17 protein-coding genes are annotated in these 23266 nt (G+C 29.9%); 7 read left to right on the top strand and 10 right to left on the bottom strand.

Features of this window, described 5'->3' with window-relative positions; all coding sequences use genetic code 11:
- Window positions 1-109: 109 nt before the first annotated feature.
- Entirely contained in the window at window positions 110-268 is a 159-nt protein-coding gene (locus ACWJJ7_RS12415) for a DUF1540 domain-containing protein (protein WP_462962380.1), read from the bottom strand.
- 248 nt (window positions 269-516) lie between these two features.
- On the opposite strand from ACWJJ7_RS12415, the gene ACWJJ7_RS12410 reads away from it, so the two are divergent.
- From ACWJJ7_RS12410 to ACWJJ7_RS12385, 6 genes are all read left to right on the top strand, one after another.
- Entirely contained in the window at window positions 517-1065 is a 549-nt protein-coding gene (locus ACWJJ7_RS12410; protein WP_462962379.1) for a hypothetical protein, read from the top strand.
- A 39-nt stretch (window positions 1066-1104) separates the two neighbouring features.
- Window positions 1105-1653, top strand: a complete 549-nt coding sequence (locus ACWJJ7_RS12405) for a 2'-5' RNA ligase family protein (RefSeq protein ID WP_462962378.1) — start codon at window positions 1105-1107, stop codon at window positions 1651-1653.
- Window positions 1654-1732: 79 nt separating this feature from the next.
- Entirely contained in the window at window positions 1733-2218 is a 486-nt protein-coding gene (locus tag ACWJJ7_RS12400; RefSeq protein ID WP_462962377.1) for a dUTP diphosphatase, read from the top strand.
- A 142-nt stretch (window positions 2219-2360) separates the two neighbouring features.
- Window positions 2361-2753 (top strand): DMT family transporter, encoded by a 393-nt coding sequence (locus tag ACWJJ7_RS12395; protein WP_462964988.1) that lies wholly within the window; start codon window positions 2361-2363, stop codon window positions 2751-2753.
- Between the two features lie 76 nt (window positions 2754-2829).
- Entirely contained in the window at window positions 2830-4023 is a 1194-nt protein-coding gene (locus ACWJJ7_RS12390) for a S8 family serine peptidase (RefSeq protein WP_462962376.1), read from the top strand.
- 228 nt (window positions 4024-4251) lie between these two features.
- Complete coding sequence (locus ACWJJ7_RS12385) at window positions 4252-4761, top strand: ferritin (protein WP_462962375.1); 510 nt, start codon at window positions 4252-4254, stop codon at window positions 4759-4761.
- Window positions 4762-4861: 100 nt separating this feature from the next.
- On the opposite strand, the gene ACWJJ7_RS12380 is transcribed toward ACWJJ7_RS12385, so the two are convergent.
- The 6 genes from ACWJJ7_RS12380 to ACWJJ7_RS12355 form a co-directional block, all read right to left on the bottom strand.
- Window positions 4862-5899 carry a hypothetical protein gene (locus tag ACWJJ7_RS12380; protein ID WP_462962374.1) on the bottom strand — a complete coding sequence of 346 codons (1038 nt, stop codon included), beginning with the start codon at window positions 5897-5899 and terminating at the stop codon, window positions 4862-4864.
- 72 nt (window positions 5900-5971) lie between these two features.
- A complete protein-coding gene (locus ACWJJ7_RS12375; RefSeq protein ID WP_462962373.1) occupies window positions 5972-7201 on the bottom strand; it encodes a competence/damage-inducible protein A in 1230 nt (409 codons plus the stop codon).
- A 73-nt stretch (window positions 7202-7274) separates the two neighbouring features.
- On the bottom strand, window positions 7275-9017 hold the full coding sequence (locus ACWJJ7_RS12370) for a MutS-related protein (protein WP_462962372.1): 1743 nt from the start codon (window positions 9015-9017) through the stop codon (window positions 7275-7277).
- A 46-nt stretch (window positions 9018-9063) separates the two neighbouring features.
- A complete protein-coding gene (locus ACWJJ7_RS12365) occupies window positions 9064-10011 on the bottom strand; it encodes a phosphoglycerate dehydrogenase (RefSeq protein WP_462962371.1) in 948 nt (315 codons plus the stop codon).
- Window positions 10012-10049: 38 nt separating this feature from the next.
- Entirely contained in the window at window positions 10050-12980 is a 2931-nt protein-coding gene (locus ACWJJ7_RS12360) for an insulinase family protein (protein WP_462962370.1), read from the bottom strand.
- Between the two features lie 228 nt (window positions 12981-13208).
- Window positions 13209-18653 (bottom strand): diguanylate cyclase, encoded by a 5445-nt coding sequence (locus ACWJJ7_RS12355; protein ID WP_462962369.1) that lies wholly within the window; start codon window positions 18651-18653, stop codon window positions 13209-13211.
- Between the two features lie 603 nt (window positions 18654-19256).
- Between ACWJJ7_RS12355 and ACWJJ7_RS12350 the strand changes: the two genes are divergently transcribed.
- Window positions 19257-20593, top strand: a protein-coding gene (locus ACWJJ7_RS12350; RefSeq protein WP_462962368.1) for an IS3 family transposase whose coding sequence is annotated in 2 segments (ribosomal slippage) — window positions 19257-19638 and window positions 19638-20593 — 1338 coding nt in all. Because the reading frame shifts where the segments join, the coding sequence is not laid out codon by codon here.
- 189 nt (window positions 20594-20782) lie between these two features.
- Here ACWJJ7_RS12350 and ACWJJ7_RS12345 read toward each other — a convergent pair.
- The 3 genes from ACWJJ7_RS12345 to proC form a co-directional block, all read right to left on the bottom strand.
- Entirely contained in the window at window positions 20783-21646 is an 864-nt protein-coding gene (locus tag ACWJJ7_RS12345; protein ID WP_462962367.1) for a methionyl aminopeptidase, read from the bottom strand.
- A 197-nt stretch (window positions 21647-21843) separates the two neighbouring features.
- Entirely contained in the window at window positions 21844-22119 is a 276-nt protein-coding gene (locus tag ACWJJ7_RS12340) for a hypothetical protein (protein ID WP_462962366.1), read from the bottom strand.
- Between the two features lie 316 nt (window positions 22120-22435).
- Window positions 22436-23245, bottom strand: a complete 810-nt coding sequence (gene proC / locus ACWJJ7_RS12335) for a pyrroline-5-carboxylate reductase (protein ID WP_462962365.1) — start codon at window positions 23243-23245, stop codon at window positions 22436-22438.
- Window positions 23246-23266: the final 21 nt, after the last annotated feature.

Below are 23266 nucleotides of genomic sequence, written 5' to 3'. Positions count from 1 at the left end.
ATATTATTTTACTAAACACAGAATTTCTTACAATATTTATACTTTTTTAAAAAAACAACGTAAAAATCACCCATGCTTCCACGGGTGATTTTTACATTGTTTACTTTTATTATATTGTTTTAAAACTTCCGCAGTCTGTACACTCTGGTGTTTTAGCAACATTTTCATGTTTTACAACTTCGATTTTGTTTAAAGTGCAGTAATTATCATCTTTACAATGATATTCACATTCATTTACAGTACAACCTATACTGTTATTATGCTTCATAAGAAAAGCGCCTCCCTTTATTAATTATAAAACTATTGTTAGCATAATTAAAAATAATTATGCTAACAATACAGAAATATTTGAATTATAATACCTTCATTTTTTCACCTTAATAAATTACAACTAAATCTGTATACATAAATTTACATAGAAAATACAAAACCTAAAAATTATGTTATAATACACTTATAATTTACTCAAAATAATGTTAACCAATATTGGTTATTAATTTTGCTTGGAGGAAACATATGAAATATTTTTTAGTTGCGTTATTTGATGATCTATCTAATTCTATAGTTCAAAATATTCAAAGAGATATTTGTAGAAAATATAAATTATATAAGAGTTCACCTAATCTTTTTATACCTATAGTTTCAATAATAAATCCTGATTTGGAAAAATTGGATGTTGTTGTTTCTAAAATTCTATCTCCTTATAAAAAGTTCAAAGTTGGCATAAATAATAGTATTAGTTTAAACGAAAATTTAAGTCAAGTTAATCTTGATGTTGAAGACAAAGGATATATTTTTCGTTTAGCAAGAAATATTACAGACACTTTGGATTTACATAGTTTTAACGTTAAAAGTGATGATTATAATATTGATTTAAATATTCTATTAGCTAATGCCAATCACATCATTAAAAAATCATATAACGGAAGTACAATTTCTATTGATGACACTTTAAATAAGGATGCTTTCTTAAAGTTTGTAAAGGTTTCTAAACTTGAATTGTGGAAACAAGTTAGTACTAAAAAGGAAATGCTAGTTAAAACTTATGATCTAAGGGAATACTAAAAAACATAAAGTTATATTTTAGGTTTAAGGGGGATGACAATGATTTACTACTTGGTTGGCTTATTTGATAAAGTTTCTTATAAATATATCGAATCTATGCAAAAGGCAATCTGTGAAAAGTATAACCTGTACAAGTCTGATGCTAATTTACCTATGCTTCATATAACTCTAGAAATAATAACTAATCCCAATCTTTACGATTTGGATACTGCTTTAAAAAACATTCTTAAGAATTATAGTAAATTTGAAGTTGAATTGAATGGTGTAATATGTTTTGACCCTCCCTATAAGTCTGTAAATTTAAATATTAGTAATAAAGGCACTATATATCAATTATCCAAAAATATAAATTCAATTTTAAATTTACATGGCTTTAAAGTTAGAGATGATATTAAAACTTGGAACTTGCATATTTCACTAGCTAACACAAATTTTGCTGATAGAGAATGGTCTAATAGTGAATATTTGGCAGCTTGTACTTTAGCCAAGGATGAAAATTTCTCAAGAACTATCACAATAGATACTGTCGAGCTTTGGAAACCTATAAATAATAATGATGAAATGGTTGTTAAAAGCTATATTCTATAAAATATACACTTTTCTTTTCTTACAACTAATTATTGATTAAAATGAATATACATAATTTATAAAAAAGGTGGTTTCATATATGAATTTACAAAAATTATTCCAGATGCAAAATACTTTAGACCATAGAATTCAAGTACAACATAACCTTGAAGGAGTACCCTTATTACAAAAAAAAATACTTTCCCTTCAAGTGGAACTAGGCGAACTCGCAAATGAAACTCGTTGTTTTAAATTTTGGAGTACAAAAAAACCTTCAAGTAACAATATAATTCTTGAAGAATATGTTGATTGTATACACTTTATTTTAAGCCTCGGAATAGAAAAAAACTTTCAAGATATTACTTTGAATACTAAATGTATTACCTCTGAATTATCTCAGCAGTTTTTAACCGTATATACAAATATTGCAGATTTTATAATTTGTTCTTCTCTAGATAACTATTTAAACATTTTTCAAAATTTTTTGAGTTTAGGTCAAAATCTAGGTTTTTCCGAAGAAGATATTGAAAATGCATATTTCTATAAAAATAAAATTAATCATGAAAGACAGGATAATGGATACTAATTCATATTCAAATACTTAAAAACTTTTCTTCTGAAAGGTGCTAACTATATTTTTTTAATATTACAACACATTCTGGGTAAACTACCTTAGAGGAGTGTGATTGTAATTGGGATTAATATTTTCTATAGTTGCAGGCATCTGTATGAGTCTTCAAGGTGTTTTTAATACAAGGGTAAGTGAAAAAATTGGACTTTGGGAAACTAACGTTTTCGTTCAAGGAACTGGGTTCATTGTGACCTTAATAATACTCCTTATAGTTGGCAATGGTAATTTCAAAGCTATAAAAGAAGTAAATAAATTATATTTACTAGGAGGATTCTTAGGCGCTCTAATTATATTTTCTGTTATGCAGGGAATAACAAAAATGGGACCAACCTGCTCCATTGCAATTATATTAGTTGCTCAACTACTAGCCGCCGGTGTAATTGATAGATTTGGGATGTTCGGAGCTCAGCAAATTAAATTTGCCTTATCTAAGTTTATAGGCATTGGCATAATGATTGTAGGTATAATAATCTTTAAATGGAAATGTTAATAAGATCTTTTTTATTAACATTTTTTTAAAATTTGCATATACTATAATAATGTAACAATACATTTAGGAGGCATACATGTTTTCCTTCAAAAATAAGTTAGACCCTGATTTAAGGTGCGCTTTACTTAGTAACCTATATGAAAACTATAGGGTAATAATACATTGCAAATCCCTTGAGACTAAGACCGTTAATAAAATTAAATCTTTAAAATGTGATATTCTACGCCATATTCCCTCAATAAATTGTATTTGTGCTATTTTAACTTCCAGTGCTATATATAGATTGCTAGAATATCCCCAAGTAGCATATATAACTTTTGATTCTTATGCACATTTATGTGGTAATAGTATACTCGCATCTAATGGTGTATCCTTTCAAAATGACTATAGCCTTACTGGAAAGGACATTGGCGTTGGAATAATTGATAGCGGTGTGTATCCCCATCCTGACTTATTAAATCCTAGCAATAAAATTAAAAAGTTTGTAGATGTTGTTAATAATTTAAGCTATCCTTATGATGATAATGGTCACGGCACCTTTATGAGCGGATTAATTTGTGGTAGTGGCTATGGATCTAAGGGTATGTATAAAGGCGTTGCCATAAATAGCCATATTTATATGATTAAAGCCTTTAATAAACTAGGAAAGGGTTTTATATCTGATGTTTTGTTTTCATTAGAAACTCTACTGAGCGAAAGTAATGACTTCAATCTTAAAATTATTTGCCTTCCTTTTGAAACTTTTGAAACTAATGAATTTGTCCTTTCTTTATTCTCGAAGCTTTTCGACCTTGCAATCTCAAAGGGCATAGTGATAATTGTTCCTAGTGGTAGCAATAAAAATATTAAAAGTTCTGTGCGAGGCATCGCTACTCTTAATAATTGTATAACGGTAGGTGGCTATGATAGCGTAGAAAGTCCAAAAATATATGAATATTCTTCTTGTGGTCCTTTCCAAAAAATTGATAAGCCAAATTTGATAGCTGCCTGTGTTAATATTTGTTCTTTGATTTCGGATGCACAATTTATCTCTGAAAAAAATGGTGTGAAGCTATATCCTACTCGTATCACTAATCTATATACAACCTGCACTGGAACTTCCTGCTCTGCTGCTTTTATAAGTGGGTTATGTGCACTTCTCTATGAGAACAATATAAATTTATGTTTTAAAGATATATTGGCTTTACTAAAGGCATCTTCAAGCCTAATAAATTCTCCAAAATATATGCAAGGTTCTGGAATTGTAAATTTAGAAAAATTATTACCTTAAAACATTCCCTGCGAAGCTGTTCATCACCTGCGGTGCTGCAGTATTACTGATTAGCTGTATAATTATTGTTTACTAAAAGCACATTTGGTGTATAATATAGACATTGTTTAATATTTATAATTAAGTAAAAACAATTATTACATTAAACAATAATATATACTATTGTAAATTTACATCTCCAAGGTCATAATCATTGTTTTAGACCAGAGGAATATGAGGAGGATTATTATGATAAGCGAAAGATTATTCTATGAACTAAACAAACAAATGAACTTTGAATTTTATTCTGCACACCTTTATTTAGCTATGGCAGCTTATTGCGCAGCAGAAGATTTTGATGGTTTTTCTAATTTCTTTAAAGTACAAGCTGAAGAAGAAAATTTCCATGCTATGAAATTTTATAATTACATAAATGAAATGAACGGACGCTTAACTTTAGAAGGAATGCATGAACCTCAAAATAATTATGAAACACTTCTTGATGTTTTTAACGTAGCATATGCTCATGAAAAAGTTGTAACTAGTAAAATTTATAATCTTACTGACATTGCTACAGAAGAAAAAGAACATGCTACTATAAGCCTACTTAAGTGGTTTATTGATGAGCAAGTTGAGGAAGAATCTAATTTTAATGGCCTTATAAAAAGGCTTGCAAGAATCAATGATGATCCTACAAGTATTTATATGCTGGATAACGAGCTCGCAACAAGAGTTTTTGTACCACCTGTTACTAAATAACGCTCATAAATTCATAGAATTAACATCTATATTTAAAATAGATTTTTTAAAGGCACATATCAATATTGATATGCGCCTTTATTGCTTCCATTATACAATACTATAAATTTTTTATAAGTGTAAGTAAATCACTATATATACCATAAGCAGTTTGTTGAATTTCAGGATTCTTTTCTACTATTTGCACTTCTCCCATTAAATCTGTTGTTATACATAATATAGAAGATGTAGCATCTATATTGCTTAATGTATCATTATTACTTATATAAACTGGATGCACCTTACCTTTTGCCTTGTTATCTTCAATATATCCTTCACATAACAACTTAATTTTGCACTGTTTGTCTTTAGCCTTTTCTATATCTTCTAACGTAATATGTACTAATCCTTGTCTGTCTATTTCTGTAGGATTTATATTTGTATCCATTAACACATTTAGTAATGCTGCAGTTTTTGCAGCAGCATCCCATCCATCAATATCCATTGAAGGATCATCTTCAGCAAATCCTCTTCTTTTAGCCTCTTTAATAGCATTTTCATAACTATTTCCTTTTTCCATTTCCTCTAAAACAAAATTAGTCGTAGAATTTAATATTCCTCTAAATGATACAACCTTGCATCCTGGAAGTGTGTATTTAACGAAATTAAAAATAGGAGTGCCGTCCATTACAGTAGTTTCATATAAAAATTGAAGACCTCTCTCTACTGAGTTGTCACGAAGCTTCTGATACTTCCAAGCTATTGGGCCTTTATTTCCTGTTATAACATGCATACCTATGTCAAAAGCAGTTTCTATATGCGTTATTGCTGGTTCTCCATCATAAATAGATAGAGTACTTAGCTCCACTAATACATTAGCATTACAACTCCTAATAACCTGCAGCGTTTCCATATTCACAACATCTTGTGCGCTACTATCAAAACTTCCAGTGTTCTTTACATCTATTAATGCTTTCGTGAGATTTATGCCCTTAGAGTTAATCATTGCACCCTTAGACCTTCCAGCAATAGCTGTCACTTTAATGTCATATCCAGTATTAGCCTTAATCTCTGAATTCTTAATTATTAACATTCTACAAAATTCCTGCGCCGCATTCCCAAATCCTACTAAGCATATACTTATTACCTTCTTATTCAATAATACCCCACCTTTTTTATATTTAATTACATTTCAGAAGGAACGTCTCCCATTGCTATAAGTGGGAGCTACCTACGATAGCTCTCTCCTAACTAAATCAAGTAACTCCATAGTTGCGCTTTCGCGTATTTTCTGCCTGTTACCGGATAATTTAAGCATCTTAGTTTTAACTTCACCATTCATATATAAACCAACATATACAAGTCCCACTGGTTTTTCTGCACTTCCACCATCAGGGCCCGCAATGCCCGTAGTTGAAATTCCAATACTAGTGCCTGCAGTTTTTGCTATACCTTGCGCCATTTCTGCTGCCACTTCACTACTTACTGCACCATACTTATCTAATGTTTCTCTCGCAACTCCTAACCTATTAATTTTAGCCTCATTGCTATATGTAATTGCCCCCTCTATAAACACAGAGGATATCCCTGGGTAATTTATAAGCTTTGCAGCTACCATTCCTCCTGTGCAAGATTCCGCTGTGGCTATCGTTAACTTCTTATTTATGAGCATTTTTCCAAGTACATTTTCTAAGGTTATATTCCCTTCGCCATAAATGTTATCTCCTAGTCTGCTACGTATTTCATCTTCCATAGGCGCAATCATTCTTATGCCTTCTTCCTGTGTATTAGCCTTTGCTGTAATTCTAAATGTCATTTCCCCTGCTTTAGCATAAGGTGCCACAGTTGGATTAGTTTGATTGTTCAATATATCTCCTATTATTTCTTCCGCGCTGCTCTCTCCCACTCCAATAACTCTGAGCACCTTTGAAACTAACACACCTCGCGCAAACTTTTGAAGATAAGGAACAACAGCCTCCTCAAACATAGGTTTCATTTCCCAAGGTGGACCAGGTAAAAGTGCAATTATCTTTTCATTTTCCTCTATTATACATCCAGGTGCTGTGCCATTATTATTAGGAAGCACTACCGCATCTACTGGAAAATACGCTTGTTTCTTATTGCTTTTCGTCATTGGTCTGTTCATATCTTTAAAATAATCCTCAATAATTTTTAAAGAAGCTTCATGAACAACGCTATGCTTGCCAAAATATTCAAAAGCTACTTCCTTAGTTAAATCATCTTTTGTAGGTCCAAGTCCCCCACTAGTTATAACTAAATCAGCTCTACTAAATGCTAATCTATATGATTCTAAAAGTCTTTCTGGATTATCTCCAACTACGCACTGATGATAAACTGATATACCTAAATCTGCAAGTCTCCTAGCGATATATTGTGCATTTGTATTGACTATATCGCCGAGTAATATTTCCGTACCTACTGATAATATTTCTGCTTTCATAATAATTTCCTCCCTTAGATGCCACTCACGTAGCAAGTGGTATTTACATATTTACATTAAAGAGTAATTTCACTTAAATTTGATTCTTTATAATTCTTTCATTGGTTCTATGAATAATTTCTTCTGGATATCCCATAAATTCAAGTACTTTTATTGCATTTCTGGTAGAAGATACTCCTTTTCTTATTTTATAATCAAACTCTAATCCATGCTCCCCTACACTCTCAGTAAAATAATAGCATTCATATAAGTCTCCTACCATTTTAGTTATTTCAAGATCATGTGTAGCTACTGCCACCAAAGAATTGTGAATAGACAAATAAGCTAAAATCTCAGCCGAAGCATTAACCCTCTCAATAGGGTTAGTTCCCCTAAAAATTTCATCAATAAGACATAGGTTTGTTACTTCCTCATTGCAAACATTAATTATTCTAAATATTGCCTCTGCCTCACTTAAATAATAACTTTTTCCACCAGTTATATTATCACTTACAGTCATCGAAGATACTATATTGAAATATCCACCTTCATAGCTTGTAGCAAGGCAGGTAAAAATAGTTTGTGCAAATAGTGCATTTAAGCCCACAGCCCTTAAAAAAGTAGATTTACCTGACATGTTTGAACCCGTTATAATAACACCCTTTTCTATAGTTAGAGAATTACCTACAGCAGCTTCTATTAATGGATGTTTTATATTCTCACCTTTTATCTCTTTAAGTCCTTTTGTTAATTTAGGCTCCGTATATTCTAAAAGCCCATCCCTATAGGAAGCTACAGATATTAATGCATCAATTTCTCCTAAAATTAAATAAATATCTCTTATTTCTTCAATATGTGCTTTAACCTCATCTATTATTCTATAAAAGCCTCTAGCTTCTTTTAAAAAGAACATATTAAAGTACTCAAAAATAACATCTGCACCTTCTATTCTTCCTATTCCAATGGAGGTAGCTTTTTTCATTATCACCTTGCAACCCTTTGCTTTTTCTTTAAGCTTTAAGGTATATTCTTTTATCTCTTCATCCTCTACTCTTCCCATAACTTCAGCTAACGTAATTATCTTTCCTAAATATCCCATAGCTTCAATTTCTGCCCCAACCTGTTTTTTAATCTTAACATTAATAAACCCATTAGCTAAAAACATTATAAATAAAAAATAAAAGGCTTTAGATATTCCAATAAAAGCTATTGAAACTAAAGAACCATAAGCTAGTACCGTTAAAATATATAGCAATGGTTTCATTGAAGTTTTATATAAAATCTCATTCCATAAAAACGATGTTACAGTATTATTACGCTGTCTTCCCAGCTTTAATAAACTAACTTGTATTTTTTCTCTTGTCTCCTTGTTTTTTTGAAAAAAACTTATAGTCTTATTTCTATTAATTAGTTTTTCTTTTTTTAAAATTGGATTTCTTAAAATATGGTATAAATACTGTTCACCTGGAGATGACAATGTTCTGTCTACCTTTTCAAAAACCTGGTTCATATTTAAATCTAAGTAAGTTTGATCATCAACATATATTTCCTGCGGATTTTTATATTTTAATACATCAAATAATAATTTAATATCTTCAAATTTCCTCTCTCGCTTATTTTCAACACCATAGTTTTCTCTAACTTCTTTTAATTTCTTGTAAAATATTGCTTTGCTTCTTGCTACTAGACCTAGCATCACTAAGACTAAAGAGATAATAATTCCCCAAAAATATATTTCTTTTGCATTTTTTCCTAAAATAATTGTTATGTAAGTTATGATTGCAGCCATAACCATGCTCGTTATAAATAAGTTGCTAAATTTTTTATCCTTGTCCACGTGCCTTATCCCCCTTAAAAATCACTAACTCCTTTTTATAAGTAATCTAATACCCTTTTTTTAAATCTACTACATTTACTAGCTCTTCCCCTTGTACATATTTTTTCATATTCACATATATAAGGTTAAATCTTCGCTGGTTTCTCATCTCTGAAATCCAGGAATTATGAGAAGTTAATATAACATTATTTAGATCCCATAATGGATTATCCGCTTTTAAAGGTTCTTCTTCATATACGTCTATTGCAGCTCCTGCTAGTTTACCATTTTTCAAATTTTTAATTAAAGAAGCTTCATCCACAATACTCCCTCTAGCTACATTTATGAAGAAAGTTCCATTCTTCATTGCAATAAATCTATCTTCATTTATTAAATGATGAGTAGATTTGGTATATGGAACTGTACACACAATCACATCACATAACTTAAGTATTCGGTCTAATTCACTCATAGCATAGCATGCATTAAAATATTCAACATCTCTACCATCTGTATTTACACCTATTAAGTTCACGCCGAACCCTTGAAGTCGTTTAGCTGCCTCCGCAGCTATTGTGCCTGTCCCTATAAATCCTATAGTTTTACCAAATATTTCCCGAATACTCGTATCCGTTTTCCATTTTTTATTAGCTTGATTTTCGTATAGCCCCTTACTATTCTTAAAGAGCTCTAGAGTTTTTAATACAATCCATTCCCCCATTGGTATACTATAGCCACCTTTATTATTCGTAATTATAATAGAAGTGTTTTTAACATACTCTGTTGGCAATTGGTCAATACCTATGCTAGATAATTGAATCCATTTTAGCTTTTTCATTTTCTTTATGGCGAGTGTTTTAAAGGGATCATAACAAATTAAAACTTCTACGTCCTCAAGCTTTTCACTATAAATTAAATCTTGCTCTTTAGTTACCTTTATATTATACCCAAAATCTTCTATACCTTTCATTTTTTCTCCACCATAGTTGTATGTAAAGAGTGCTTTAATAGCCATTCTAATCCTCCTTTGAAAAAAAGGTGCCATAAGGCACCTTATTTAAATACATTTAATAAATTAGTAAATATTTTTTTATTATCTTTAAGTTTAGTTTCATTTCCCAGTACACAAAAGTAGTTTTCCTTTATAACATCATTTAATAGTGCTTTAAAAGACTTAATGTCCGCAGGATTTGTACTTAATACTTCTTCTCTTTCCTTTTGTCTTTGTGCCTCAGTAATACCTCTTATATAATATGCTGTCGCCCGCTCACCTTTCATAGAAGGTGTTAATGGTGAATCAAGCTCACTGATTGTTCCAATAATGTATTTTGTCATTTCTCTTTCAGAGGCTTCAAAGCTTCCTATATAATCACATATTCCGTCGTAAGCTTTTAAAGTCTCTTGGACATTAGGATCACGATAAGATACAAAGACTATATTCCCACTTCTAGCTATATTTGCAAACCCACCATAGGCGCCACCTTGCACACGCACTCTATTCCATAGGTAGTCGAGACTTGCTATAGTTTTAAGTACTAGCATTTTACCTGAATATGAATATCCCTTCTTAATGAAGTTATATCCTTTAGCTACATACTGAACATCTGATGAGGTTAATAATCCTTCATTATTTTTATTTAGCTCAAAATTATACAATGCATCTGGCAATTTTTCTTCTCCTAAGATGCTTATAATCTTAGGTAGCTGCGTAGCAAAGGCAGTATATATGTCTTCTTCTCCTGTAACACTTATTATAAGATTGTTCTTGTTAAATATAAGCTTTGATACCTTTTTTAAGTTTTCAATGATTTCTTCTGCTTTGTTATCAAAATCTCTTTCAATTTCATCAATAAATTTATAAAAAGTTATTCCTGTAGTTTTTTCTATATAAGCTGAAGCTGGCGAGAAGTAAGATGTAAGTCTTCCAGCTGCTACCATATGTCCTCTATCAAGAATCTTCATTTCATGCCTTGATTTTAATTGTTGAATTAGTTCCCTCAAACGTTTCTTTTCATCAAATTTAGTATTACTAATTATCTCTACCATAATATCAAATAATTTAGGAAGCTTCGCAGTTAAAGCTTTAGTCTTTACTACTAACCTAGGGCTATATTTTTCAAAATTTCCACTTTCGCCATATACCTCTGTAGTAAAATGAATTCCACCTGTATGAATATTAACTTCATTAGATAAATCAGAATAACTAGTATTCTGCGTACTTACCCTTCCTAAGATAGTTGATAGTAATGTTACATAAGGTAGTAACTTCATATCTACTTTTTTAGAATCAAATAATATATTTATATAGGCAATTTTATTAGTGAATATATTATGAGATAATACCTTCACTCCTTGCTCATCCTTTTCCTTCAAAGGTAAATGTTCTACTTTATTCTCAATGTCCTTTAGTTCAAGCAAAGGAATAGTTTCTAGCACTTCCACAGCATCTGGCGTCATCTGTCTTTCTTTAAGCGCTTTCCCCTGTTGCACTATTTCCTCTATTTGTTTTTCTGAAAGACTTTCCTTATACTTAGCTAGTTTTTCTTCTACTGCCTTGGACTTTTGTTCTGCTAAGCCCTTTTTACCATTCAATATAACCATAGAGCTATGCGTATTATTTATTAGGTACTTTTCTATAAGTTTTTCAAAATAATTAGTAGTTAATGCAGCTTTTATTTTGGTCAAATAACTTTCATACTCTAAATGCATAGTTGGATCTTTGTCATAAAGCCAGCTGTCCATACTAGTTATATAGTAATATAATCCCTTTGGAAAACCACCTAAATCAGCTTCTCTTAATTTAAATTCAGTACTATTTATACAAGCTTCTATTAATTTTTTATCTATTCCTTCTTTAACTAACTTCTTTAAAGTTGTAAATACAACTTCCTTAAATTTTTCTTTTTCACTTTCATTAGAGTTTTTTACTACTATACTAAACACTGGTTGTAATATGCTATTATCAAAACCTCCAAATACATCTTTACCTATCTCGGCGTCTATAAGTGCTTTCTTCAAAGGTGCTGCGGCACTTTCTAGCAATAAATACTCTAAAATTTCAAAGGCTAAATGCATTTCTGGCTGGCTAATATTATCGCCTGATACAAAGTTCATGCTTAAGAATGTTTTGCCATTCTCATCATCATCACATGAAATAGGATAATCCATCTTAACTTCTTCCATTTTGCTAAATGGTTTCTGCAAGTTAATAGATGACTCTACTGTAATTTTATCAAAATTATTTAAATACTCTTCGCTAATAAATTGTAACTGTTTATCAATATTTCCATCTCCATATAGGAATATATAACTATTTGATGGATGATAATATTTTTTATGAAACTCTATAAATTCCTTCTGCGATAAATCTGGTATACATTCTGGATCTCCACCAGATTCTACGCCATATGACGTGTCCGGGAATAAGGACTCTTGAACCTTGCGCATGAGGCACCCTTCCGGAGACGAAAATGCACCCTTCATTTCATTATAAACTACACCTTTATAAGTTAGTTTATCTTCCTTGTTTTCTAATTCATAATGCCAACCCTCTTGCATTAATATTTCAGGTTGTGAGTATATATTCGGATAGAAAACTGCATCTAAATACACATCCATAAGGTTAAAAAAATCTTTATCATTTTTACTAGCTAGAGGATATATTGTTTTGTCAGAAAAAGTCATAGCATTTAAAAATGTATTTAAAGATCCCTTTATTAATTCAACAAAAGGCTCCTTTGTTGGAAACTTTCTAGAGCCACAAAGCACTGAATGCTCCAGTATATGTGGAAGCCCATTACTACTTTTAGGTGGTGTTCTAAACCCTATAGAAAACACCTTGTTATCATCATCATTTTCTAAATGCAACAGTCTAGCTCCACTTTTCACGTGTTCAAATAACCTTGTCACAGAATTTAACTCTCCTATATCTTTCTCGTCAATTAACTTAAATCCATGATATATACCGCCAATCGTAAACTTCATTTCTGTCCTCCTCTTACTTTCTTTGAAAGTTTAAAATACTTATTAAGTTTTTCATATCCTACAAACTTACCCCATGTAATATGCATTACACCTGTCAATATCAATATTTACCTATTATATTCATTATACAACATTTTATTCCGCGCTACCAACAACATAAATTATAGATTTACCTTTCCTCATTCTTATTTTGTCTATACTACACATAAAGAACAAAATCATATAATGCTATAGTATTGTAACTATTATCTTCCCTAGAGTATTTACAAAGTTAAAATCATCAAAGCCAAACTCTTTTCTCTGAGTAGATTCAGTTAAGTATAACACTCCTTTCACTACATCCCCCTTAATCAGTGGAATAGCCATAACAGACTGCCAGTTTGGAACACCAGTAATCGCATCATACTCAGTTATTGTATCCCAATCTATCTTGAATACTCCCTGCTTACTATCAATTACAGATTTTATTATATTATTATTATACGTATCGATATCTATCCATTCATTTTTGAAAATCTTTCTTGAATATTTATAAGTAATATTCTTATCCTCCATAATAAATAAAATACCCTTTTGCGATTCTGTAATTTCAATAATTCTACCTAATAAACTATATATTTTATCTTCCCTTGCTCCATTTATGTTTATAATCTCAATTAATTCTATCATGGCAAGCACATTTCTATGGTCTTGTATTGCATTACCAGATATTATCCCAGTAAGTTTATCTGTTCTTTTAGCCTTTTTAGAGAATTCACTATTCCAAATAGCATATCTATTTCGCCCCTGCTCCTTTGCCACATATAATGCTTGGTCCACCCGCTCAACTAATTCATCTTGCCACTCCCCATGAAGTGGGTATGCTGTAACACCTAGACTTACTGTAACATCACATCTATTGTCTAATATTTTTTCTCCTTCTATTTTATTTCTAAGTTTTTCAGCCACAATCTCAGCATCGCAAATATTGGTATCTGGGAGAATAATAATAAATTCTTCCCCACCATATCTACCTACAATATCTGTTTCTCTTAAATTGTTCATCACAACATCGCAAACCTTTTTTAAGACATAATCCCCTGTCCGGTGTCCAAACTTATCATTTATCATTTTAAAGTGATCTAAATCATACATAATAAGAGAAAATTCACTGCCGGTTTGGCTTGCTTCTTCAATTTGTTCCTCTAAGGCTTCTTCTAAATATTTTCTGGTAATGGTTTCTGTCAACTTATCAATAGAAGCGCTTAACCTAAGCTTGTACTTTTCAATTATTATGCCTACAACTTTACTGAGCTCCATACACTTCTTCATACTATCCTCATTAAGATTATTTAGTACCCTTTGCGATTCAATATATACATATCCAATCACATGTTTGCTACCTTGTATACTTTTTCTTCGCTCATTTTTCATAAAGCCTTTTTCATTACTATTTTCCATAATAATAGGAATACAAATTGACGCCTTTAAATTATTATGGATACTATTAATATCTCCATTTAAATTTTGTTCTTGAGATGCATCTGTTAGTAAAACTGGTCTCTCTGCACTTAAAATTTTAGATAATACTTCTTGGTTTTGAGGCAATTCATATTTTCTATCACTAGACGCAATAACTTTATACTCTTTATCATTATCACTAATAATAATAGTTCCCCTAGTTGCTAAAGTTATATAGGACAAATAATCAATTATAAGTTCTAAGTTTTTTGCATTATCTGTTTGCAGGTTTTCTAATACATCACTTATGTCATGAATATCTTCACGAAGAGAAGATGAATATATTTTTTTTATAGACTTTATAAATGTCTTATTCTTTAAAATTTCTTTATGATTTACTTGCTCTAATAAATTCAATAACCCTTCTTCATCACTAACATTAACAGCCTCAAATTTAAGCATTGAAGTATCTTTATTACTCTTATAATAATTATTAATACCTAGGAATTTATTAAAAGGCTTCAATGCATTATTTAGTTTAATATATGTTAATCTGTATTGTATTGGTAATTTAAGATTTATATCCTTCAATATACCACATGCCTCAAAATAGTAAATCACCGCATATAAATAGTCTTTTTTTTCAAAGTAATGATCTCCGATTTCAGTATATATCTTCCAAGATATATCTATTTCTTTATATTTTTTTGAATGTATTAATGCTTCATTAAAAAATTTAATACTATTCTTTTTTGCAATTAATCCATCTACATATAATTTTTTAACATATACGCTATTGTCTTTTATATCGATATCAATCTTGTTAATTTCCCTAAGCATAGTAGTCACATATTCTTGTTTTCCATTTTCATATAAAAAAATTATTACATCATAAAATATATTAAGTCTGTTACTCATCGAGGATATTTTCCTAGCAATATTTATAATCCTTTCAAGATTTTCATTTATGTTTTCATTATTTTCTCTCAAATGAATTTTTATATATTCATTTAAAACCTGAGCCTTCCATGTAAGTATTGATTCGTCACTATAATATAAATTTAATGCCTTATTAATATAAAACTGTGCCTTTTGTAAATTTCCCAATTTATAGTTGATTCTAGATGCCAAAAGGTAAAATTCACCTATGTCTTTTCCTTGATTAGGATAGTTTTCTAGCTCTTTATTACAAAGTTCATAATACTTATATGCATTATCATAATCATTTAATTTTAGATATACACTAGCGATGGAACAATAACAATAGAAAATATGAAATTCGTATTCATATTTTTTATACTTTTCTAATATTTCAATAAAACATTGTAAAGCTATTTCATACTGCTGCTTTGAAAAATATATAGTGGCAATATTTATTAATGCATCTAATTTGATACTAGGCATATTATTCTTTTCACATATTTTGTTCATTTCAAAGAAATATTTTATGGCTTTATTGTCATCCTGATAATAATCTCTATAAATAACTCCTATATTATTTAAGGATTTTATTAACCCATTAATATTATTATATTTATTACATACTTCTATGTTTTTTTCAAAAATTACTAATGCTTCTTGTTCTCTACCACATCTTAAATAAGCTAATCCCTTATGATTGTAAAATATGATTTTCAGTTCTTCATATTCTCCCGTGCACGATTCCATGCAACTGCTGCATATAGCCTGTACTCTTTCATACTCTTGCCTTATGTCATATACAGAAGCTAAAATCGATTTACATTTAAGCATTCCGCAAACATAGTCTACCTTGCCAAGCAGAGCTTCAATCTCCTCAATATAATGAACACTTTTATCTATATTATTCTTGCTTAAATATACTTCAGCTACCTTAATTAAGCTATCTATTATATATTTGTACAACTCAGTATTTTCATTATACTTCTGCAATGACAAATAGTAATTTATAGATAAATCAATATTTCCTTCTTGTTCATGCAAGTTAGCAAGATCCATAATAAGCTTTATATTTTTAACCGGATTCCATGAATAGTCCATTATAGATACCGCTTTAGTTAAATTTTTTATTGCATCACTTCTATTTTTTAGAAGCTTCATTTTTTCAGCATTTTCAATACAATAATCAATAATTTTTTCATCTTGATTTGATTTTTCTAAATGATAAATTAATTCCTCAATATATTCTGTACCACCCTCTGAATATAGATTTTCAAGTAATACTGCCGCCAACCTGTGTGCGGCTTTTCTATCTTCATCAGGGATTTTTTCATACATAAGGCTTTTAAGAAATTTATTATAAAAATCAAATACAAAGCCCCTATCCTCAATTTTTTTGCATAATATTCCCGAGGAAATAAGCTCTTCAAATGCTTGCTCTAAATCTTCATTGTCATTTTTAATAAACCTTCTAATTATTTCTATAGAAACGGCACTTTTAAATATTGATATTGTTTGTAAAATTTTATAATTTATTTCTCTCATTTCTTTAACTTTATTCAGTAGTACTTGATGCATATCTGAAGGCACTATAAATTTAGAGTAATCATAATCTTTGGCCCAATAACCTTTCTCTTTATCTAGATAAATATATTTTTTATTGAAAAAACTTTTTATAATTTCCTTAACAAATAATGGATTACCCTTTGTCTTTTCATATATATTACCTGCAAATTTATAGGGTATATTAGGAGTTATTAGAATATCTTGAATCATTCTTCCAACTTCCGTTTCGCTTAGTTCTTTTAAAAAAATATTGGTTAAGCCATTACCTTGGGATATATTTTTAGTAAATTCTGTAAATTTCTTATTTAATAAGCATTCTCCATCACAGTAGGACATTATAATCATAATGTTTTTATTGGGTAGTTTATTTCTTATAAGATACTCCATTAATTCTATTGTAAAATCATCTGCTAAGTGAAAATTATCAATAATTATAACTATAGGTATTTTATTTATACATTCTTCAATGAACCCCGCTGCGAAATGTATAAGCCTGAATTTTTCTTTGTCACCACTTAACGGCTTTGAATGTATTATGTTCTTTTTATCGCCTAATTCTGGTATGAATTTTACAAGTTCTGATTCATATCTTTCTAATACATCTAATTCACATCCAGAAATAATTTGTTTTAATATGTCTACAAAAGCCTTATTACTATTTATAGTAGAAGCATCCAATACAAAACTATTATAAACATTTACTCTTTTCAAAGAAAAAAGATATTTTAATGCCTTAAGAAAGCGTGTTTTACCAATACCTGATTCTCCATGAATTAAAATAGTAGAATTATAATTGTTTTTATTTTTAATAGATTCATAGATATTAGTAATTTTATAAACTTCTTCCTCTCTACCTATCATTTTGAAATTAAAATTTAATTTTTCTAATTCCTCTTTTCTATATGGTACATATTGCTTATGAAAATAAGTATTTATATCAGTTACCAATTCTGAAATGTTTTCGTACCTTTTAGAAGGATCACTATTGATCATTTTTTTTATAATATTTTTAAAGTTCATATTAAAATCTATATTATCGTTAAACATTTCCTGGAGTTTACACTCATTAAGTTCTTTAATTTCTTCAAAAACATCAAAATCATAATCCTTACTTTTTATATATATAATAAATAATAGTATCCCTAAAGAATATATGTCACTAAGAACACTACATTTTTCTCCTTCTAATATTTCTGGTGCCTTAAAATAATTTTGGCTACTTTTATCCTTCCAGAATCCTTGTTTCTCAAGTTCAACCGTTGCAATATCTTTAAATTTAACACAGTTTTTTTTCTTATATAGTATATTTGAAGCTATAATATTAGATAAATCTATATCACTATAAATAACTCCTTTTAAATGGAGATAGTTTATGCTTTGGCAGATTTCTATAAACAAATCTAATAGCGCATAAGTTCCCATATCCCGTACAATTTCTAAAATACTAGAGTTATTTTGAACATATTCATTTGTGTAAAAATACACTTTATCATTTAATTTTTTATTATCTATTATATTAACTAAAGCGAAATCATATACTGAAATTATATTTTCACATTCTAAATTAGTTAAACTAATAAACTCCTTAGTATAAAATTCTATTAGTTCCTTTTGTATGTATTCTGAATTAAGAATATTTAATTGCACTGTATCATAATTTTTTATTATGTCATTTACTACATAACTGGAAACTACTCTATTTTGTTTTATACATCTAACTATTCTATATCTATTATTAATAATCTCCAATCCAATCACTTCCTCAAATATCAATTAAATCATCACCTGCGGTGCTGCTCATCTTCTACGAAGATGCATTAACGACTTCAGAAGGAAATTTATACTCCCACTGAAGTTTTTTCTTTGTTATAGTCCGTAACCCCTCTTATAGAAGATGGAGACTTCCCTTCTAAAATGTCGTTAAATCATCATTTTGGTGTCTTAATTTTAAAAGTTACCTTTAAAATGTAATATAGTATAAATATAACATATTTTTTGTTTGATTTCATTGTTTCAATTGAATATTGTTAATTCATCTAATTATTGTAATTTTATAAAACTTTTATTTTGATATAATTATATCAAAATAATATAAAATTCACCTTTTTTATTGTGAAATATCAAATATCCCTACTAAAACGACATTTACAATACTATTGCTACATAAATAAAAAAAGTATATATCACTATTAATGCATCCACTTAGCTAAGAACTACTAATTTTCTTTTTAATTAATCTGCTAAAAAACATAAACTCGCTGTAAAATGTACCCTATAGAGTAGACGATTTAAAAAAAACTACCCTATGGGGTTTTTCTATGTATAATGGAATAAATGATTAGGGGTGAATAAATGAGCATTAAGAATTTTACAGAAAAAGAAGTGAAAGTGTTATCCAAAAATAAATATGTAACAAATGTTAGTATTAAAGGTATAACTTACACTGATGAATATAAACGCATTTTTGTAACAGAGAATGAAAAGGGCAAATCTATAAAAGAAATATTTAAAGAATATGGTTTTGATATAGACGTTCTTGGAAATGATCGAATTAGATCAGCAGCTTACAGATGGCGGACTGCATATAGAAAAAAAGGTGTAATAGGACTGAATGATACAAGGAAATCAATGTGCGGAAGATCAAGAGGGAAAGATCTTCCCATAGAAGAAAGATATAAACGTCTTAAGGTCCAAGTTAATTTACTTAAAGCTGAGAATGAATTACTAAAAAAAATCGACATCCTAGAAAGAAGGCTGGTAAAGAAAAAATAATATTAGTAGCAGAAGAAAAATATATTCTTATCAATTCACAAATTAAAAAATATAAACTCAGAAATATGCTTAGCCATTTATGCAGTGTGTCGGGGGTATCCCGTTCAGGCTACTACAACTATTTCTCAGTTAGTTCACAAGGAGTTAGGAATCAACGTGACGATCATGATCAAATAGTGCGAGATACTATCTTAAAAGCATATAACTTTAAAGGCCGCAAAAAAGGAGCTAGACAAATTAAAATGACGTTAGAAGGCGAATTTGGTATCGTTTACAATTTGAAACGTATCCGTAGGATAATGAAGAAATACCAAATTGTATGTCCTATTAGAAAAGCAAATCCTTATAAAAGGATGATGAAAGCCACCCTCGAACATGCTGTTTTACCAAATCTATTAAATAGAAACTTCAAGCAAAATATACCTGGCAAGGTATTGCTTACAGATATAACTTATTTGTTTTATGGAAAGGGTCATAGGGCGTATTTATCAACGATTAAGGATTCCTCTACAAATGAAATACTGGCATATAATGTGTCAGCTAATATTAAGATGGATATAGTCACTGATACTATACTAAAGCTAAAAAAGAATAGAAATATTAAAATATCTAAAGATGCATTTATTCACTCAGATCAAGGTTGTCATTATACAAGTCCAATCCTTCAAAATCTCGTTAAAAGTTGTGGACTAGGACAATCTATGTCAAGACGTGGAAACTGTTGGGATAACGCTCCACAGGAATCATTCTTCGGTCATTTCAAAGATGAGGCAAACATAAAAGAGTGTCAAACATTAGTAGAGTTAAAGAAAGAAATTAAAAAATATATGATCTATTATAATAGATATAGATATCAATGGGATTTGAAAAAGATGACTCCTGTTCAATACAGAAATCATCTTTATAATTCAATATAGTTTTTTCTAATTGTCCTTGACAAAGGGTACAGATTACTGTCGCTCAAACATATGTTTTTCGTAACGCATCTTAATTAAAAATAAAATAAGACGTTCTAAAGCTCGCTTCAATGCATTATACGTAATATATACTTTTTTTGCGCATAAATAGGTAATACATTTTAAATATAAGTTATAAGTTATGTCACATTATGTTAGTATCTCATATCCGGTTTGAGTAACAAGTATTGTATGTTCCCACTGAGATGACAATGAACCGTCCACTGTAACTGCTGTCCAATCATCTTCAAGTACATCTGTTTCAGGACTACCGATATTAATCATAGGCTCAATAGTAAAGATCATATTAGGTAGTAATATTGACCCCTCTCCTTTTTTGCCTATATGAGGTACAAATGGTTCTTCATGAAACTCCAATCCAACGCCATGACCACCATAATCGTATACCACTGAATATCCAAAACCTTCTGCATGCTCTTGAATAGCACACCCTATATCTCCGAGGGTATTGAAGGGTTTCACCTGCTCTATACCCCTTTCTAAACACTCTTTCGATACACGCACCAAATCTAACGCTTCCTTAGACATTTCTCCAATTGTATACATTCTACTGGCATCACCATAATATCCCTCTAATATGCAAGACACATCTACATTAATTATATCACCATCTTTTAGAACTGTACCATCGGGTATACCATGGCATATTACATCATTTACTGATGTACATACGCTCTTAGGAAAGTCACCATAGCCGAGTGGTGCTGGATATGCATTATGCTGCACAGTATATTCATGTACCCAAGTATTAATTTCATTTGTGGTTACTCCAACTTTTATTCTCTGCCCAACAATATCGAGTATATCATGAGTTAACTTACAACTTTTCCTTATACCCTCTATTTGTTCCTCTGTTTTCATTATATCTCTAGGTATTTTATAACCTACTTTTTCCTCTATATTGCCTATAAATATATCCTGATTCATGTGACATTTTTTATATTTTTTACCACTGCCACACCAACAAATATCATTTCGTGATAGTTTATCCATTATATTTCCTCCCAATTGAAATTATTCAAATCATCAATTACACCTACAATTTAGTTGTAATTATATTCTATATTGATGATTCCATCTTTAATTATAGTTCATAATTGTAAGTATTCAACCGTTTCGGGAAAACTTTTTTTGAATTGTGACAATGTGTTCATTGAAAAGTCAAAATACATAGTGGTATTAATACGCAATTATGTTAACCCTATTTCAGATGTTGATAGTTTAAAATACTCATATTTATTAACTCCTGCTTTGGCCACTAGATTATTATTAGCTATTTCTGAAGCTTCTTCTATATTTTTAGCCTTAAACATTATAGTTCCGCCATTTCTATTATACATTCCTCCACAAATTAAATACTTAGAAGAATGATTATCCTTATTTATATTATTAGTATAAGTTATTGCTAAACTGTCATTACCCTCTTGCGAATAATTAATCTTAACCAATAAACCCTTTGTTTCCATTTATTTTCCCTCCAGTTTAATTATCTACTAAAGTATATTTTTAAATACTTTACAGTATTTTTTCTTAATATGCCATATTCACATTTTTATCAAACATATGTTCGAAAATCAATAATTTATATATATTTCAAACTCTTAATAAATATATATGTTTTTTATGTAATTTTATCACAAATATTTTTAGGGATAATTCTTTGTTGCACAATAAAAAAGGTACAGGATTAGAGCATATTTTATACCCTAATCCTGTACCTAGTCACCAAACAGTTTCATTCTATTGAGATTCATATGTAACTGCCTCTGTTTTTTGAAAATCTTATTTTTCACCCATTTTAATTGCCTTTTCTGTACAACTCTCCATAGCTGAAATTACTGATCCCCTAAAATTATTCTTTTCTAAGGTGTATACTGCCGCTATAGTAGTTCCCCCTGGTGAGCATACATCATCTTTAAGTTTTCCTGGGTGTTCTCCTGTTTCAAGCACCATTTTAGCTGCTCCTAGCACTGCTTGCGCTGCCATTTTATAAGCCTTTTCTCTTGGCATTCCTTGAAGCACCGCACCATCACCTAAAGCTTCAATAAACATATACACATAAGCAGGAGATGAGCCGCTTACCGCTGGAACTATATCAATAAGCTTTTCCTCTAATATCTCTATCTTACCAAAACTTTCAAAAATATTTACTACGTCTTGCAATTCTTCTTTAGTTATATTTCTATTAGCACAAAGTGCACTCATACCCGCGCCAACAAGCGCTGGAGTATTTGGCATAGTTCTTACAACCTTTTCAGCGCCTCCGAGTGTATTACTCATATATTCTAAAGTTACCCCTGCAGCTATAGTTACTATAACTACCGTCTTCTTTAAAGAAGATTTTATTTCATCAATAACTTCAGAGTACTTATAAGGTTTTACAGCTAAAATTAATATATCAGAAAATCGAGCAACTTCCTTATTATCATTAGTTACTAAAATATTATATTGTTCTTTTACCTTATTTAAACTTTTATCTGTTGGATTACTTGCCATTACTTGTTCACTAGAAACTAAATTTGATTTTATTATTCCACTTATCATAGCCTTTGCCATATTACCACAGCCTATAAATCCAATTTTTTTATTCATATAATTATTTCCTCCTATGTA

It is taken from the genome of Clostridium sp. CM042, from assembly GCF_055080995.1.
This window is presented reverse-complemented; position numbering and strand designations above follow the sequence as displayed.

Bases quoted from the DNA above. Each gene is read 5' to 3' on its own strand.
- ACWJJ7_RS12410 (WP_462962379.1), top strand. From the start codon at position 517: ATGAAATATTTTTTAGTTGCGTTATTTGATGATCTATCTAATTCTATA.
- ACWJJ7_RS12340 (WP_462962366.1), bottom strand. From the start codon at position 22,119: ATGGAAACAAAGGGTTTATTGGTTAAGATTAATTATTCGCAAGAGGGT.
- ACWJJ7_RS12375 (WP_462962373.1), bottom strand. From the start codon at position 7,201: ATGAAAGCAGAAATATTATCAGTAGGTACGGAAATATTACTCGGCGAT.
- ACWJJ7_RS12390 (WP_462962376.1), top strand. From the start codon at position 2,830: ATGTTTTCCTTCAAAAATAAGTTAGACCCTGATTTAAGGTGCGCTTTA.
- ACWJJ7_RS12345 (WP_462962367.1), bottom strand. From the start codon at position 21,646: ATGGATAAACTATCACGAAATGATATTTGTTGGTGTGGCAGTGGTAAA.
- ACWJJ7_RS12395 (WP_462964988.1), top strand. From the start codon at position 2,361: ATGAGTCTTCAAGGTGTTTTTAATACAAGGGTAAGTGAAAAAATTGGA.
- ACWJJ7_RS12405 (WP_462962378.1), top strand. From the start codon at position 1,105: ATGATTTACTACTTGGTTGGCTTATTTGATAAAGTTTCTTATAAATAT.
- proC (WP_462962365.1), bottom strand. From the start codon at position 23,245: ATGAATAAAAAAATTGGATTTATAGGCTGTGGTAATATGGCAAAGGCT.
- ACWJJ7_RS12415 (WP_462962380.1), bottom strand. From the start codon at position 268: ATGAAGCATAATAACAGTATAGGTTGTACTGTAAATGAATGTGAATAT.
- ACWJJ7_RS12360 (WP_462962370.1), bottom strand. From the start codon at position 12,980: ATGAAGTTTACGATTGGCGGTATATATCATGGATTTAAGTTAATTGAC.
- ACWJJ7_RS12400 (WP_462962377.1), top strand. From the start codon at position 1,733: ATGAATTTACAAAAATTATTCCAGATGCAAAATACTTTAGACCATAGA.
- ACWJJ7_RS12365 (WP_462962371.1), bottom strand. From the start codon at position 10,011: ATGGCTATTAAAGCACTCTTTACATACAACTATGGTGGAGAAAAAATG.
- ACWJJ7_RS12385 (WP_462962375.1), top strand. From the start codon at position 4,252: ATGATAAGCGAAAGATTATTCTATGAACTAAACAAACAAATGAACTTT.